The organism is Chryseobacterium wanjuense (assembly GCF_900111495.1).
In the GTDB taxonomy this organism is placed as follows: domain Bacteria; phylum Bacteroidota; class Bacteroidia; order Flavobacteriales; family Weeksellaceae; genus Chryseobacterium; species Chryseobacterium wanjuense.
Window position 1 is genome coordinate 153775 of record NZ_FOIU01000004.1, and the last position, 17048, is coordinate 170822.

Annotated in this window: 9 protein-coding genes; all 9 read left to right on the top strand. The window is 36.9% G+C overall.

Going from position 1 to position 17048, the window contains the following annotated elements; genetic code table 11:
- Nucleotides 1-20 precede the first annotated feature (20 nt).
- Nucleotides 21-788 (top strand): succinate dehydrogenase/fumarate reductase iron-sulfur subunit, encoded by a 768-nt coding sequence (locus BMX24_RS19195; protein ID WP_089795733.1) that lies wholly within the window; start codon nucleotides 21-23, stop codon nucleotides 786-788.
- A 136-nt stretch (nucleotides 789-924) separates the two neighbouring features.
- A complete protein-coding gene (locus BMX24_RS19200) occupies nucleotides 925-2475 on the top strand; it encodes a TlpA family protein disulfide reductase (protein WP_089795735.1) in 1551 nt (516 codons plus the stop codon).
- Nucleotides 2476-2628: 153 nt separating this feature from the next.
- Nucleotides 2629-4038 (top strand): 23S rRNA (uracil(1939)-C(5))-methyltransferase RlmD, encoded by a 1410-nt coding sequence (rlmD, locus tag BMX24_RS19205; RefSeq protein WP_089795737.1) that lies wholly within the window; start codon nucleotides 2629-2631, stop codon nucleotides 4036-4038.
- A gap of 36 nt (nucleotides 4039-4074) precedes the next feature.
- Entirely contained in the window at nucleotides 4075-4557 is a 483-nt protein-coding gene (locus BMX24_RS19210) for a DUF6452 family protein (RefSeq protein WP_089795739.1), read from the top strand.
- Nucleotides 4523-5182: a DUF6048 family protein gene (locus BMX24_RS19215; RefSeq protein ID WP_089795741.1), complete on the top strand. Its 660-nt coding sequence runs from the start codon at nucleotides 4523-4525 to the stop codon at nucleotides 5180-5182. Before BMX24_RS19210 ends, BMX24_RS19215 begins: the two co-directional genes overlap by 35 nt.
- 237 nt (nucleotides 5183-5419) lie before the next feature.
- A complete protein-coding gene (locus tag BMX24_RS19220) occupies nucleotides 5420-7432 on the top strand; it encodes a M43 family zinc metalloprotease (RefSeq protein WP_089795743.1) in 2013 nt (670 codons plus the stop codon).
- A 218-nt stretch (nucleotides 7433-7650) separates the two neighbouring features.
- The gene (locus tag BMX24_RS19225; protein WP_089795745.1) at nucleotides 7651-10557 is read left to right on the top strand and encodes a reprolysin-like metallopeptidase; all 2907 of its coding nucleotides are present in this window, start codon (nucleotides 7651-7653) and stop codon (nucleotides 10555-10557) included.
- 163 nt (nucleotides 10558-10720) lie between these two features.
- Nucleotides 10721-13642, top strand: a complete 2922-nt coding sequence (locus tag BMX24_RS19230) for a reprolysin-like metallopeptidase (protein WP_089795747.1) — start codon at nucleotides 10721-10723, stop codon at nucleotides 13640-13642.
- Between the two features lie 164 nt (nucleotides 13643-13806).
- Nucleotides 13807-16746, top strand: a complete 2940-nt coding sequence (locus BMX24_RS19235) for a reprolysin-like metallopeptidase (protein ID WP_089795749.1) — start codon at nucleotides 13807-13809, stop codon at nucleotides 16744-16746.
- Nucleotides 16747-17048 lie beyond the last annotated feature (302 nt).

A 17048-nucleotide genomic window follows, 5' to 3' on the forward strand; every position in this document is an offset into this window, starting at 1 on the left:
CAATCTTTAAATATAACATTATGAGTGCAAAAAAAGGCTTACATCTTACGCTGAAAATTTGGAGACAAAAAAATAATAAATCTAAAGGTCAGTTTGAGACTTATAAAATATCGGATGTTTCTACAGATTCTTCATTCTTGGAAATGTTGGACATCCTTAACGAAAATCTTATTAACGAAGGAAAAGAGCCGGTAGCTTTCGACCACGACTGCCGTGAGGGGATCTGCGGGATGTGTTCTCTTTACATCAATGGTAGAGCACACGGTCCGGATACAGGGATTACTACCTGCCAGCTTCACATGAGAATGTTCAAAGACGGTGAAACGATCGTTATTGAACCTTGGAGAAGTGCTGCTTTCCCGGTTATTAAAGATTTAATGGTAGACAGAAGCGCATTCGACAGAGTAATGGCTGCAGGTGGTTTCATTTCGGTGAACACTTCAGGTAATACTTTGGACGCCAATGCAATTCCGGTTCCTAAAGAAGATGCAGACAAAGCAATGGATGCTGCGGCTTGTATCGGATGTGGAGCTTGCGTGGCTACATGTAAAAACGGTTCTGCAATGTTATTCGTTGGGGCTAAAGTTTCTCAGTTTGCACTACTTCCTCAGGGTAGAGTAGAAGCGAAGAGAAGAGTTCTGAACATGGTGAAAGCTATGGACGAAGAAGGCTTCGGAAACTGTTCAAACACAGGTGCGTGTGAAGTGGAATGTCCTAAAGGAATTTCCCTTGAAAACATCGCCAGAATGAACAGAGAGTACATGGCGGCTTTCGTTGATCAAGGATAGAATTGATTTAATATACCACAAAAAAATCGTCTCCTTATTGGATGGCGATTTTTTTAGTTAAATCTTTCATAAAAGTAGTATTTAATTGTAATTAGTTTATCGAAAAACTTATTTTTGCGTAATTATAAAATTCAAAATGAAAAAATATCTTTTATTGTTTATCATCGCGGTTTTTGCGGTGTCTTGCTCTAAAAAAGTAGAAGTAAAAGGAAAAATTACTGGCGGTTCTCCTTTGGAGAGAATCGAATTCATTGAAGCTTCGGGAGTTGCTACATTACCATTAATCAATATCGGGGTAAATAAAGACGGAACTTTTTCCGGAAATTTTGAAGCTCCTAAAAGCGGAATGTATGTAATTTCTTATGGTGGAAAACAAAATTTAATTTATCTAAAAGGAGGTCAGAAACTTGAGATTTCAGGTAATGCATTGACTTTCCCATCAGAATATGTGATCACTGGAGATGCTAAGAAAAACAACGATTTCTTTACAGCTACTCAAAAATATCTTTCAACATATGCTCAGACAGTTAACATGAATGAGTTGATCATGAAAGATGAAAAAACTTTCTTAAAAGGAATTGAAAAAGTTCAGGCAGATATCAATAAGAATATCGATGAAAATGTAAAAAAATTCAGTCCTGATAACGAAATCATCACTTGGAAGAAAAACGATCTGGCGAGTACTTTATTGACGATCATGAACCAATATGAGCTGACTCACAAGCAAATGGGTAACCCATCTTTCAAAGTGACGAAAGCTTTCACAGATTTTGAAAACAAACTTCAGGAGAATAAAGATGTAATGGTAAAAGAAAACCCTTACTACAGACAATACCTTTTAGGGAAAATGAGTTCAGATTTCCAGAAATATGCAGAAGCAAACAGCAAAGGAAAAACGGATATTACAACTACAGAATTGTTCTCTGAGTATTTGAAAAAGAATCAAAAAGATCTTTCACAAACCGCTAAAGATTATCTTTTGGCTTTTGTAATGGCTCAGTCAGATATGCATCTTGGAAGCTCTGAAAAGACTGTTGAGAAAATCAAAAAGATCATCGATACAGATATTAAAGATGCTACCATCAAGGAAGATTTAAAGAAAATTCAGTTTGCTATCAATGGTTTCAAAGTGGGTGAATTAGCTCCTGAAGCATCATTGGTAAAACAAGACGGAAAAGCTTACAAACTTTCTGAAAATAAAGGAAAACCTTACTTATTAACTTTCTACGCATCATGGAATCCTTACATCGGTGAATCGACAATCCCTGTATTGAAAGAAGTTGTGAACTTTTACAAGTCTAAAATGAATTTCGTATTCGTAAATGTAGATGATACGAAAGATCAGTTCATAAAAACAAGTAACTCTCTACTGAAAGGAATTGCAGGAACTAATGTATATGGAGAAGGAGGATTAAATTCTGAAATTGCAAAAAAATACGGAGTTTACGGATTCAAATTACCTTGTTTCATCGTTGTAGATAAAGACGGTAAAATTGCAAGCAAAGTATTTGTAAACTTGGGAGAACAAGATGTAATAACAGTATTGGATAAACAAACTGGGCTTTCTGCTCCGAAAGTAAATCCTAACGTTCAGTTACAACCGGGAATGGGTATGGATCCTGCTGTAGTAGCGGCTCAACAGGCAGCTCAGCAACAGGCAAATCCTCAACCGGCTCAGACAAAATAATTTAAATTGAATATAGATAAAAACCTTGTCTTCGGATAAGGTTTTTTTTATTGTATTTTTGCAAACTGAAATGCAGATTTTCGACTTTGTCAAAGTTGAAAATCTCTGACAAAGTTTAAATATAAAAACAATACGAACAATAGAAATCTCTTAATGAAAAGAAATAAGAAGAATCTCATTCTTGAAAATATAAAGCTTTTAAATGCTGGAGCCAAAGGAGTAGCAATCGGAAGAACTGAAGAGGGAAAAACGGTAATGGTTTCCGGAGCAATTCCCGGAGATATTGTTAATGTAAGAGTAAAAAAAGCAAAATCAAAATACTACGAAGGGGAAGCGATAGAAGTTCTTGAAAGATCTCCTGACAGGGTAGAACCGAAGTGTATCCATTTTGGGGTCTGCGGCGGCTGCAAATGGCAGAATATGAGCTATGAAAAACAGCTTGCCTTCAAACAGGAAGAGGTTTATAATAATATTAAAAGAATCGGAGGCATTGATGACTTCGAAACAGTTCCAATCTTAGGTTCGGAAGAACATTATTTTTACAGAAATAAAATGGAGTTTTCTTTCTCCAATGCGAGATGGCTTACTCAATATGAAATAAGTTCTGAAGAAAATTTCGGAAATAAAGACGCTCTGGGTTTTCATATTCCCGGAATGTGGAGCAAAATTCTCGACCTTAAAGAATGTTTCCTTCAGGAAGATCCTTCTAATGCTATAAGATTAGCGGTAAAAGACTATGCCGTGAAGAATGGCTTAGATTTTTTTGATGTTAAAAATCATGAAGGTTTCTTACGAACTTTAATGATGAGACAAAACTCAAAAGGTGAGTGGATGGTTCTTTTCCAGCTGTACAGAGAAGAAAAAGAAAACAGAGAAAAGCTTTTTGAATTCTTACTGGAAAAATTCCCGCAAATTAAAACGCTGGTATATGCGATCAATCCTAAACCTAATGATTCTATCTACGATTTAAATATTAATACCTATTTCGGAGAAGGATTCTTAATGGAAGAAATGGATGGATTGAAGTTTAAAATAGGTCCAAAATCTTTCTTTCAGACCAATTATAAGCAAGCCCTGGAATTGTACAGAAAAACGTTGGAATTTGCTGATTTAAAAGGTGATGAAGTAGTGTACGATTTATACACGGGAACAGGAACAATTGCTCAATATGTGGCAAGAAATGCAAAGCAGGTGATCGGAATAGAATCTGTTCAGGAAGCCATCGATGCAGCCATCGAGCACGCCGAACTGAACGGATTGACCAATACAACATTCTATTGCGGCGATATGAAGGATATTTTCAATGATGAATTCCTTGCCAATCATCCAAAAGCAGACGTGCTGATCACCGACCCGCCAAGAGACGGGATGCATCAGAAGGTAGTAGAACAGATATTGAAGCTTTCCCCTGAAAAAGTGGTGTATGTAAGCTGTAATTCTGCAACTCAGGCGCGAGATCTGGCTTTAATGAAAGAACATTATAAGGTTGTGAAGATCTTACCTGTAGATATGTTCCCGCAAACGCATCACGTAGAAAATATTGCATTGCTGATTAAAAAATAATTTATTTAAATTTGACCATCAAATCTGAATAGGAAGATGAAATATTTTAAACTTCTCATAGCCATTTGTTTTTTAGGCTTGCTGTTTTCTTGCGGTGGCGATGATGATATTTGCGAAAGCGGAGAAGGAACGCCGAGAATGAAAGTGTCATTCAAAAATTTTGATACAGGAAAAGAAAAAACGATGGATTCTCTATATGTAGCCGTAGATTATGGCTCAGGAAAAGTGGAGCTTGGTAAGCAGACATCCATTACTTCCAGGGTAATTCCTTTAAGAGTGGACGATTCGCCCTTTACAGATGTGTATTTCAGAACTTCAAAAACCGGTGCTGAATCGAAAGTGAGAATAAATTATACGACAAAATCTATTTACGTTTCTCCGGGTTGCGGAATTAAGAAAACGTACGAAGATTTGAATTCAGTATTAGATCCTACAACAACTAATCCGGTAAAAGCTTTGGAAGCCGGACAAAACTTTATTGAGAATGAAGACAAGACTAATCTTTACCTTCTTTTTTAGTGTAATAAGCCTTTTGAGCTTTGCTCAGGAGAATAAGGAAGCCAAAAAAGAAAAATGGAAATACAAACCGAATTTTATGGTTGGTTTTGATGTTCTGAATACAGGAGTTTCTTTTTTCTCAGACAGAAAATTGTATCAGGGTTTTATATCATCAAAAGTTAAAGATAATATTCACGGAATCATCGAGGCCGGCTTTGAATCTAATGTTTATAATAAAAACAGTTATGATGCAAAAGTCAACGGTCCTTTCCTGAAATTAGGTGCATTTTATATGCTGGCTAGAGATCCGGAAAACGAGTTCAACGGCTTTTTCGCCGGAGGGAAAATCGGAGGGTCATTCTATACGCAGGAATATATGGCAGTTCCGGTTCGCGGTTACGGAGGAAGCAATTCTTCTATTGCATTTCCGTCATCTACACAGTCTTCGTATTGGCTGGAAGGCACGATTGGAGGAAGAGTTCAGCTATTTGAGTCTGATTTTTATATCGATGTTAATCTTCAGCCGAGATATTTGGTGTTTACCACAAAACAGGATGATATTCAGCCTATGATTGTTCCCGGATTTGGAAGAAGCTCTTCTAAATTTAATATGGGTTTTGCCTGGAATATTGCTTATAAATTCTAATATATCTTTAATTTAAATAATATTTTAAAGTATTAAGCTAAATAAATAATGAAGGCCTTGAATAGTATTATTCAGGGCTTTTTATTGTTAAATGTAAAAAATAAGTCTTATCCATTATTTTATTTGAAAAAATAATTTTTAATAATTTATTTATGTTAAAATATTCTTTTTAATAATTTTTTTGACATCTTGTAAGCCTAAAAGGTATATATTTGCGAAATTAAAAAAAAGGATTAAATGCGAAAATCTACTACTTCTAAAGTATTTCTTTTTATGCTATCTTTTTTTGCAGCAGGAATAAATGCTCAAAATACAGGTGGAAAAAAGAATGCTGAATTTAATGTAAACAAACCACAGAGTGAACTTGCAAAATCGAATGGTTTTGACAGATGTTCTACTGTAGAATACGAAAATTATCTTCAGGAGAAATTTCCTGGAAGAATGACTGCCGAACAGTTTGAATCTTGGCTGGCTCCTTTGATCAGAAACGCAAAAGTAGAAAAATCACAAAACGGAAATATTATTACGATTCCTGTTGTTGTCCATGTTATTCATAATGGTCAGGCGGTAGGAGTGGCTCCGAATATTGTTGATGAGCAGGTAATTTCTCAAATCACGGTAATGAACAACGATTTCCGTAGATTAGCAGGAACTCCGGGTTTCAATACAAATGCAGTAGGGGCTGATACACAAATTCAGTTTGCTTTGGCAAAAGTAGACCCGAATGGTAACCCAACAAACGGTATCGACAGGGTAAATCTTTGCCAGCCTTCATGGACTCAGGCTCAGATCGAAACATTTGTAAAACCAGAAACAATCTGGGATACTACAAAATATATGAATATGTGGAGTATAAACTTCCCAAACAGTTCTACGATTTTGGGATACGCTCAATTCCCTTCAGGATCTGGTCTTCCAGGTCTGAATGCTAATGGAGGAGAAGCATACACAGATGGTGTGGTTGCGAGATACACAACATTTGGAAGCAGTGATTATAACAATGGAACGTTTATATTGGCTGCACCTTATGACAAAGGTAGAACAATGACTCACGAAGTAGGACACTTTTTAGGGTTAAGACATATTTGGGGAGATCTTGCTTGTGGTACAGATTACTGTGCAGATACACCAACGGCACATACTTCCAACTATACTTGTAACGCAAGTATTGCTAGCTGCGATAGCCCGTCGATTTTCGAAATGGTTCAAAATTACATGGACTATACAAACGATACTTGTATGAATGTTTTTACGGTGAACCAGAAAGACAGAATCACAGCGGTAATGAACAATTCTCCTAGAAGACTTGAACTTAAAACTTCAACTGCAGATATGCCAATTGCATTATTTGCAAATGATGCTGAAGTGAAACTGGAAAGAGATTGCAGCACAATAGGTTGTTCTACAACAACAGCTCAAAACGTAAAAGTTTCTCTTTATAACAGAGGAACAAGCCCGTTAACTTCAGCTGTTATCACATATTCTGTAAACGGAAACACACAAACTTACAACTGGTCAGGAAACCTGGCTCAGGATAAATTTGATATTGTAACTTTACCGATGAACGCAGCTTCATTAGGAGGCTATATGAACATCAATGTAACTTCAGCTAATGGAGGAGCAGATCAGAGAGCTTCAAACAGTAATATTTCTGTTAATTATTTAGGAGCTCCTACAAGAATGGATACAAACGTTGTATTTAATCTTCAGTTGGATTCTTACGGAACTGAAACGACTTGGTCATTGAAAAACAGCGCAGGAACAGTAGTTGAGAGCGGTGGTCCTTATACAGATGTTACATTTCCTACTTTACCGGCTTTAAAGACATTTAACTGGACTTTGAATCCGAACGAGTGTTATACATTTACAATCAATGACTCTTACGGAGATGGGCTTTATCCATACGGAGGATATTATAATATCAAATCTCAGTCAGGTAATGTATTGCTTTCGGGATCTCATTTCAGCTCTACACAAAGCAGAACATTGAAAGCTCAGGTATTAGCTACCCATGAAGTGGTGAAAAAAGAAACTTTCGGATTGTATCCTAATCCTGCAAATGATGTATTAAACATCACGAATGTTTCAAACAAAGCTAAATTTGAAATCCACAATGCAGTGGGCCAGCTTGTAAAAGGCGGAACCATTGACAATAATCAGGTAAGAGTTGCTGATTTAGTAAAAGGAACTTATATCATTACTATTAAAGACAATACTATTTCTGAAAGCATTAAATTCATTAAGAAATAAAAAAACTTAATTGTAATATTAAAAATAAAGCCTTGGGTATCTGCTCAAGGCTTTTTTATTATGTAGAATATCTTTAAAAATTAAATAATGATATCACTATTGGTTGAAAAAAATAGTCTTATTAAATTATCTGCATTATAATATACGTTTTATTGAAAATTAACTGGATACATAGTGCTTAAAGGTATATATTTGTTAATGTAAAAAAATACTCTTAAATGAAAAAACTTATTACAACTTTATTCTGCAGCTTTTTAGGAGGTGCCCTGTTTGCGCAATGGGCTCCGACTACATTTGCTGGGGGAACGGACAAAACTTCTCATATAAGAAGTTATTATAAGCTGGATCTTAATAAGATCAGACAACAGCTTAAAGATGCTCAGGAAACAGGAAAAAATGCAAAGCCAGTAGAAATTTCTTTACCTACTTTGGATGGTAGAATTGAAAAATTTGCAGTGTACAGCTTTCCTGTAATGGCTAAAGATCTTGCAGACCAATATCAATTAGGGTCATATGTAGGAGTAGGGATTGATGATCCTTCGAAATACTTGAGATTTTCAGTAGCTCCGAACGATTTCCAGTCTATGATCATCAAAAATGGGGCGTATGAATTTATAGAACCGGTTGATGCCAATAAAACAACGTATGGAGTACATCCTAAAACGAATAAAGGCAACGGAGATTTCACATGCTCTACTACTGAAAGTAAAGTATCAAAAGATGAAATGAAGAAGCTTTACGAGATGGGGAAATCCTTTACCAACCAGCCAACAAATTTTGCTAAAAATTCTGATAAGAAATACAGAACGATGAGACTGGCAATGTCTGTAACAGGAGAATATACCCAATATTTCGGAGGTACGGTTGCTGGGGCGCTTACGGCAATTAATGCTACGATGACCAGAGTAAATGGTGTTTTCGAAAAAGATTTTGCTTTACACTTAAATATGCAGAATTATCCGGCTATCATATATACTAATCCTTCAACCGATCCTTATTCACCTGCATCACAAATGGGCAACTGGAATTTGCAGTTACAGCAAACGTTGACAACAAACGTAGGAGATGCCAATTACGACATTGGTCACTTATTCGGAGCTTCCGGAGGTGGAGGTAATGCGGGGTGTATCGGTTGTGTATGTATAGCTCCAACAACAGCAGATCCTGAAGGAAAAGGATCAGGATATACTTCTCCTGCAGATGCAATTCCGCAGGGAGATAATTTCGATATTGATTATGTGGCTCACGAAATGGGTCACCAGTTAGGAGCCAATCATACATTTTCACAAAATATAGAAGGAACAGGGGTAAATATGGAGCCAGGTTCCGGATCTACGATTATGGGATATGCAGGTATTGTTCCGGGAGCAAACGTTCAGATGCACTCAGATGCATACTTCCATGTGGCAAGTATCGAGCAGGTTCAGACTAATTTAATGAGTAAAACTTGTGATGTTGAAACTACAATTACAAACAATCCTCCGGTAATAGGTGCACTTTCAAATTATACAATTCCAAAAGGAACGGCATTTGTTTTAACGGGAACAGCAACTGATCCTGAAAATGATCCGATGACGTATACATGGGAAGAATATGATAGCGCTACTTCCCCGGTAACAACCGTTACAGGAAACAATACAACAGGAGCATTATTCAGATCCTGGACTCCGACAGCAACAGGTAATACAAGATATTTTCCTAAATTATCATCAGTTTTAGCAGGTAACCTTACTGTTCCTGCAGATTGGGAAACAGTATCTAATGTTGCCCGACCTACAAACTTTAAATTAACGGTAAGAGACAACAATCCTGTTACTACTTCTCAACAAACACAAAGTGGTCTGGTGACTGTTACAGTATCGAATGATGGACCATTTAAAGTAAATACACCTAATGCTCCTCATACAGTACCTGCAACAATTCAATGGACTGTAGCCAATACAGCAGCAGCACCATACAACGCAGCTAATGTTAAAGTCGATTATACAACAGATAACGGAACAACGTGGACAGTATTGTCGGCTTCAACTCCAAATGACGGGACAGAAAATTTTACTTTCCCTGCAGCTTTAAGTGGACAGACGATAAAATTGAGAATTTCTTCGATAGGAAATGTATTTTATGCAGTAAAGCCAATTGCTATTTATACGATGACTCCATGTGATGGTTCGGCACCTACAGGAGTAACGACAAGTAATATTACACAAAATACAGTAGATGTAAACTGGATGCTAGTCTCAGGAGCTACTTATATTATCCGTTATAAAAAGCTTACCGACACAACTTGGCAACAAACCACCTCTACAACTAATAGTATAACGTTGTCAGGTCTTGAAGACAGTACAACTTATGAAGTTCAGGTAGCAGCAGTTTGTTCAGGAACTCCGGGAGCTTATTCAGCTTCTTCAAACTTTACAACACAGGGGATGGCCTATTGTACATTAGCATCTGTAGATTCGAATTATGAATATATTTCAAATGTAACGCTGGCAAATGTTAATAATAATTCCATGGCGAGTACATATACCAACTATACGACAGACCCTACTAAAGTGGTGAATCTAGTGAAAAATTCAACAAATAACGTAGTATCTGTTTCTAAGTCATGGGTGAGTACTCTATATGATGAAGCGGTAAGAGTATGGATAGACTTTAATAAAAACGGAACTTTTGATGCTTCTGAATTAGTAATGGATTCTCCATTAAGTAAAACCACCCCGGTTACGGCCACCTTTACAGTCCCTTCTACAGCTGTTGTAAATAAAGTATTAAGAATGAGAGTGGCAATGAGTGATTCAGCGTCGCCACCTACATGCGGAACTTTTCAGTATGGTGAGGTTGAAGATTATAATGTAATGATCTCCGATGTATTGGCAACAAATGATCTGAATGGTCCTAAAAATGACATCCAACTATATCCAAACCCTGTTTCAGATATCTTGAATGTAACTAAAGTTTCTGATAAAGCAGCTTATAAAATTTACAGTGCTGCAGGTCAATTGGTTGAAAGCGGAACTATTAATGGTGGAAAAATTAACGTTTCAGCCTTAATAAAAGGAGGTTATGTGATTACCATTGAAGATAAAGGAAGAGATTTATTTAAATCTAAGTTTATCAAAAAATAACGAATTCTCTAAATAATAATGAATCCTCATGTTCGCATGAGGATTTTTTATTTTTTTAAGGGGTATGATGAATAAAAAACTTTTTTTTGTTAATTGAGGTTTAAAGTTGATATTTGATTGCTTAAATTAATTATATTTGAATAATAAACATAATTGAAAAGCTATGAAGAAATTTTTTACTTCTTTCTTTTCTCTTTGTGTGTTGGGTGCAGTGAGTGCACAATGGTCGCCAACGGCATTTAAAGGAGAGAAATTAAGAAAAGAGGCTAATATCAAAGCCTATTATTCATTGGATATTTCAGCACTAAGATCTCAATTGGCCAATGCTCAGGAGACCGGAAAAGGTGCGAAAGCAGTTGAAATTTCTTTACCGACAATGGATGGTAAAGTTGAAAAATTTGCAGTTTACAGTTTACCTGTAATGGCAAAAGATCTTGCAGATCAATACCAATTAGGGTCATATGTAGGTGTCGGAATTGATGATCCTTCAAAATATTTGAGATTCTCTGTAGCACCGAACGATTTCCAGTCTATGATTATCAAAGGCGGGGAATATGAATTTATTGAGCCGGCCAATACCGCTAAAACAGTTTACGGAGTGCATCCTAAAACAAACAAAGTAGCAGGAGGTTTCCTTTGCAGCATGAATGAAAGTGCATTGTCTAAACAACAAATGGATGCCTTATATGCAAAAGGTAAAACTTTTACGAATCAGCCTACAAATTTTGCTAAAAGTTCTGATCAGAAATACAGAACGATGAGACTGGCAATGTCTGTAACTGGAGAATATACCCAATATTTTGGAGGTACAGTAGCAGGAGCCCTTACGGCAATTAATGCTACAATGACCAGAGTAAACGGAGTTTTCGAAAAAGACTTTGCTTTACACTTAAATCTACAGAGTTTCCCGGGGGTAATTTATACCAACCCGGCCACTGACCCTTATTCTCCAGCAGCAACAGGTGCAGCAGGTGCATGGAACTTAGAACTCCAAAATACATTAACTACCAATGTAGGAAATGCTAACTACGACATTGGTCACTTATTCGGAGCTTCCGGAGGTGGAGGTAACGCAGGATGTATTGGCTGTGTATGTACAGACCCTACAACTGCGGAACCGGAAGGGAAAGGATCAGGATATACTTCTCCTGCAGACGCAATTCCGGAGGGAGATAATTTTGATATCGATTATGTTGCTCACGAAATGGGTCACCAGTTAGGAGCTAATCACACATTCTCACATAATATTGAAGGAACAGGGGTAAATATGGAACCAGGTTCCGGATCTACCATTATGGGCTACGCAGGTATTGTTCCCGGAGCAAACGTTCAGATGCACTCAGATGCATATTTCCATGTAGCAAGTATTTTACAGGTTGAAGATAATCTTTCAACTACAACTTGTGATGTTGAAACAAACATTATTAATAACCCTCCTGTGATCGGAGCTCTTACAGATTATACAATTCCAAAAGGAACAGCTTTTGTTTTAACAGCAACAGCTACTGACCCTGAAAATGACCCAATGACGTATACTTGGGAACAGTTTGACAGTGCAAGTACTTCGGTAACAACTGTTACAGGAAACAATACAACAGGAGCATTATTCAGATCTTGGACTCCAACAGCTACGGGTAATACAAGATATTTCCCTAAGTTATCATCAGTATTAGCAGGTAACCTTACCGTTCCGGCAGATTGGGAGACAGTATCGAACGTAGCGAGAGCAACCAACTTTGTTTTAACAGTAAGAGATAATAATCCTGTTGCAACTTCTCAGCAGACTCAAAGTGATATCGTAACGGTTACGGTAGGTAGTCAAGGACCATTTAAAGTAAACACTTCTCAAGTATACCATAACACACCGTCAACTGTAGCATGGGATGTAGCAGGTACTACTGCAGCACCATACAATGTTGCCAATGTTAAAATCGATTATACAACAGATAACGGAACAACATGGACAGTTCTTTCTGCTTCTACTCCAAATGATGGGTCAGAAAACTTTACTTTCCCGGTTGCTCTAAATGGACAAAATATTAAACTAAGAGTTTCGGCGATCGGAAATATTTTCTACGCTGTAAAATCAATTTTAGTAACAGCCGCTGCTCCTTGTAACGGAACTGCTCCTACAAACGTAACATTTACAAATATCACATCTTCGTCAGCAGTTGTAAACTGGAATACGATTTTAAATGCTACTTATATTATCAGATATAAAAAATCTACGGAAACAGCTTGGCAACAAACGACTTCCACTACAAATTCAGTTACATTAAATACTTTGGAAGAAGGAGTTAGATACGATGTTCAGGTAGCGGCGGTTTGTTCAGGAACTCCTGGAGCTTATTCTGCAAACAGCCAGTTTATTACACTGTCGTCTGTTTCTTATTGTACATTGACGTCTTCTGATCCTTCTGAAGAGTATATCTCCAATGTTACATTAGCCAATGTTAATAATACTTCAGGTTCTAGTACTTATACGGATTATGGACCGGATCCTGCAAAATTGATAAATCTTATAAGCGGATCTACCAATAACAATGTTTCTGTAACTAAAACTTGGCCGGCTGATATTTATCCGGAAGGGGTAAGAGTTTGGATCGATTTTGACAGAAACGGAACTTTTGATACAGCTGAAATGGTATTGAATTCTGCAGCTGGCACAACACCAACAGTAAGTGCAACATTTACAGTTCCTGTAACAGCAGTACAGAATAAAACTCTTAAAATGAGAGTGGCACTGAGATATAATACTGTACCTGCTGCTTGTACATCTTATACATATGGAGAAGTGGAAGATTATAATGTGATGGTTACACCTACTGCATTAGCTACAAATGATCTTAATACTCCTGAAAATGCAATTCAATTATATCCAAACCCTGTTTCAGATATCCTGAATGTAACTAAAGTTTCTGATAAAGCAGCTTATAAAATTTACAGTGCTGCAGGTCAATTGGTTGAAAGCGGAACTATTAATGGTGGAAAAATTAATGTTTCAGCCTTAATAAAAGGAGGTTATGTGATTACCATTGAAGATAAAGGAAGAGATTTATTTAAATCTAAGTTTATTAAAAAATAACGAATTTTTTAAATAATAATGAATCCTCATGTTCGCATGAGGATTTTTTATTTTTTTAAGGGGTGTGATGAATAAAAAACTTTTTTTCAATAATTAAGATTGAAATTTATCATCCGAAAGCTTAAAATAGCTATATTTGGCTCCGTAAATTTAATTGAAAAGCTATGAAGAAATTATTTACTTCTTTCTTTTCTCTTTGTATGTTGGGTGCAGTAAGTGCACAATGGTCGCCAACAGTATTTAAAGGAGATAAGGTAAGAAAAGAGGCTAATATTAAAGCCTATTATTCTTTGGATATTTCAGCACTAAGATCTCAATTGGCTAATGCCCAGGAGACAGGAAAAGGTGCGAAAGCAGTTGAAATCTCTTTACCGACAATGGATGGTAAAGTTGAGAAGTTTGCAGTATACAGTTTACCTGTAATGGCAAAAGATCTTGCAGATCAATACCAATTAGGCTCATACGTGGGTGTTGGAGTTACTGATCCTTCAAAATATTTGAGGTTCTCTGTGGCACCGAACGATTTCCAGTCTATGATTATCAAAGACGGGGAGTACGAATTTATTGAGCCTGCCAATACTGCTAAAACAGTTTACGGAGTGCATCCAAAAACGAATAAAAACGGACAAGGCTTCTTATGTTCTACAAATGAAAGCCCGGCTGCTGTAAAGCAGATGCAAGAATTATTGAAACAAGGTAAAACTTTTACGAATCAGCCTACGAATTTTGCGAAAAGCACTGATCAGAAATACAGAACCATGAGATTGGCAATGTCTGTAACAGGTGAGTATACGCAATTTCATGGAGGTACAGTAGCAGGAGCTCTTGCAGCGATCAATGCTACAATGACCAGAGTAAACGGAGTTTTCGAAAAAGACTTTGCTTTACACTTAAATCTGCAAAGTTTCCCGGGGGTAATTTATACCAATCCAGCTACTGACCCTTATTCTGCAGCAGCAGCGGGTGCAGCAGGTGCTTGGAACTTAGAACTTCAGAATACATTAACTACCAACGTAGGAAATGCCAACTACGATATCGGTCACTTATTCGGAGCTTCCGGAGGTGGAGGTAATGCAGGGTGTATCGGTTGTGTATGTACAGACCCTACAACTGCGGAACCGGAAGGGAAAGGATCAGGATATACTTCTCCAGCAGATGGAATTCCACAAGGAGATAATTTTGATATCGACTATGTTGCTCACGAAATGGGTCACCAGTTAGGAGCTAATCACACATTCTCACATAATATTGAAGGAACAGGGGTAAATATGGAACCAGGTTCCGGATCTACTATTATGGGTTATGCAGGTATTGTTCCTGGGGCAAACGTTCAGGCACATTCAGATGCATATTTCCATGTAGCAAGTATTTTGCAGGTTGAAGACAATCTTTCAACTACAACTTGTGATGTTGAAACAAACATTACTAATAGCCCTCCTGTGATCGGGGCTCTTACAGATTATACGATTCCGAAAGGAACAGCTTTTGTTTTAACAGCAACAGCTACTGACCCTGAAAATGATCCAATGACATATACTTGGGAGCAGTTTGACAGTGCGACTTCTTCAGTAACCACAGTTACAGGAAACAATACAACAGGAGCATTATTCAGATCTTGGACTCCGACAGCTACAGGTAACACGAGATATTTCCCTAAATTATCATCAGTTTTAGCAGGTAACCTTACCGTTCCGGCAGATTGGGAAACAGTATCGAATGTAGCAAGACCGACAAACTTTGTATTAACGGTAAGAGACAACAATCCTGTTGCGACTTCTCAGCAGACTCAAAGTGATATCGTAACAATTACAGTAGGAAATAACGGACCGTTCAAAGTAAATACTCAGTATGCAAACGTAAACACTCCGGCTCCAATTGAGTGGGATGTAGCAGGTACTACTGCAGCTCCTTACAATGTTGCCAACGTTAAAATCGATTATACAACAGATAACGGAACGACTTGGACAGTTCTTTCTGCTTCCACTCCAAACGACGGATCAGAAAACTTTACTTTCCCTTCATCAATGAACGGACAGATTATTAGATTGAGAGTTTCTGCTATCAATAACGTATTCTATGCAGTAGGAAAAATCACAGTAGCTGCTTTTGCTCCTTGTGACGGTTCTGCTGTTACAGGTGTGACAACTAGTAATGTTACTGTTAGTGGAGTTACAGTAAACTGGACGCCGGTTTCGAATGCTACATACATTATCCGTTATAGAAAAGTAGGAGAAACAACTTGGCAACAAACAACTTCTACTACTGCTACGGTAACATTATCAGGTTTAACTGACAGTACAAATTATGAAGTACAGGTAGCAGCTGTTTGCTCAGGAACTCCTGGTGCTTATTCTACATCAGCTACATTTACTACAAGTGCGATACCATATTGTACAGCTTCAACAGTTACTGCTGCTAACCTTTATATTTCAAAAGTACAGGTTGCAAATATCAACAATAACTCTGCAGGAAGCACATATACAAGTTATACAGCAAACCCGGCTCTTCAGATCAACCTTGTAAAAGGAACTGCTTATCCGATGACTATTAATAGTAATATTGCAGCTTACGATGCAGCAATGGTATTTATTGATTACAACAGAGATGGTGTATTTGCTGCTACTGAAAGAGTATTGAACTTCCCTGTAGCCAATGTTTCTACATTCACAGGATCGTTCACGGTTCCAACTACTGGAGTTGTTGAAGGTCAAACATTAAGAATGAGAGTTCTATTAGGCTATGCGGGACAAGATAACGCTGGACTAAGTGCACCTGCAACATGGGTATGTGGAGTTAATTTTAATGACGGAGAAGTTGAAGACTACAATGTTGTTGTAACTGCTACACCTTTAGCAACGGATGAAGTTTCTGGTCCTAAAAATGATATTCAAATATATCCAAACCCGGTATCAGACATCTTAAATATCACTAAGGTATCTGATAAGGCTGCTTATAAAATTTATAGTGCTGCCGGACAATTGGTAAAACACGGAACTATCAATAACGGACAAATCAATGTTACTGAGCTTATCAAAGGAGCGTATGTAATTACGATTGAAGATAAAGGAAAAGATCAATTCTCTTCTAAATTTATCAAGAAATAATCTATACGATTTAAAATAATATTTAGAAATCCTCAGGTTTACCTGGGGATTTTTTTTGTTTTTATTTAATCTAAAAAATGCCGGTATGATCTTTTTGGAGAAATATGTTTTCTAAATTGAAATGCATTAAAAGATTAATTCACTTTAAAGTTTCTTTAAAATAATTAAGAATACTTTAAATATGGGGAATAGTAGGGGATTTTTTTATTTTGAATACATAAATTGAATTGTTGTGAAATTTGTATAAAAAAAATGGATATATTTATAAATTAATAACAAAAAATGATTAGATTTGTGTAATT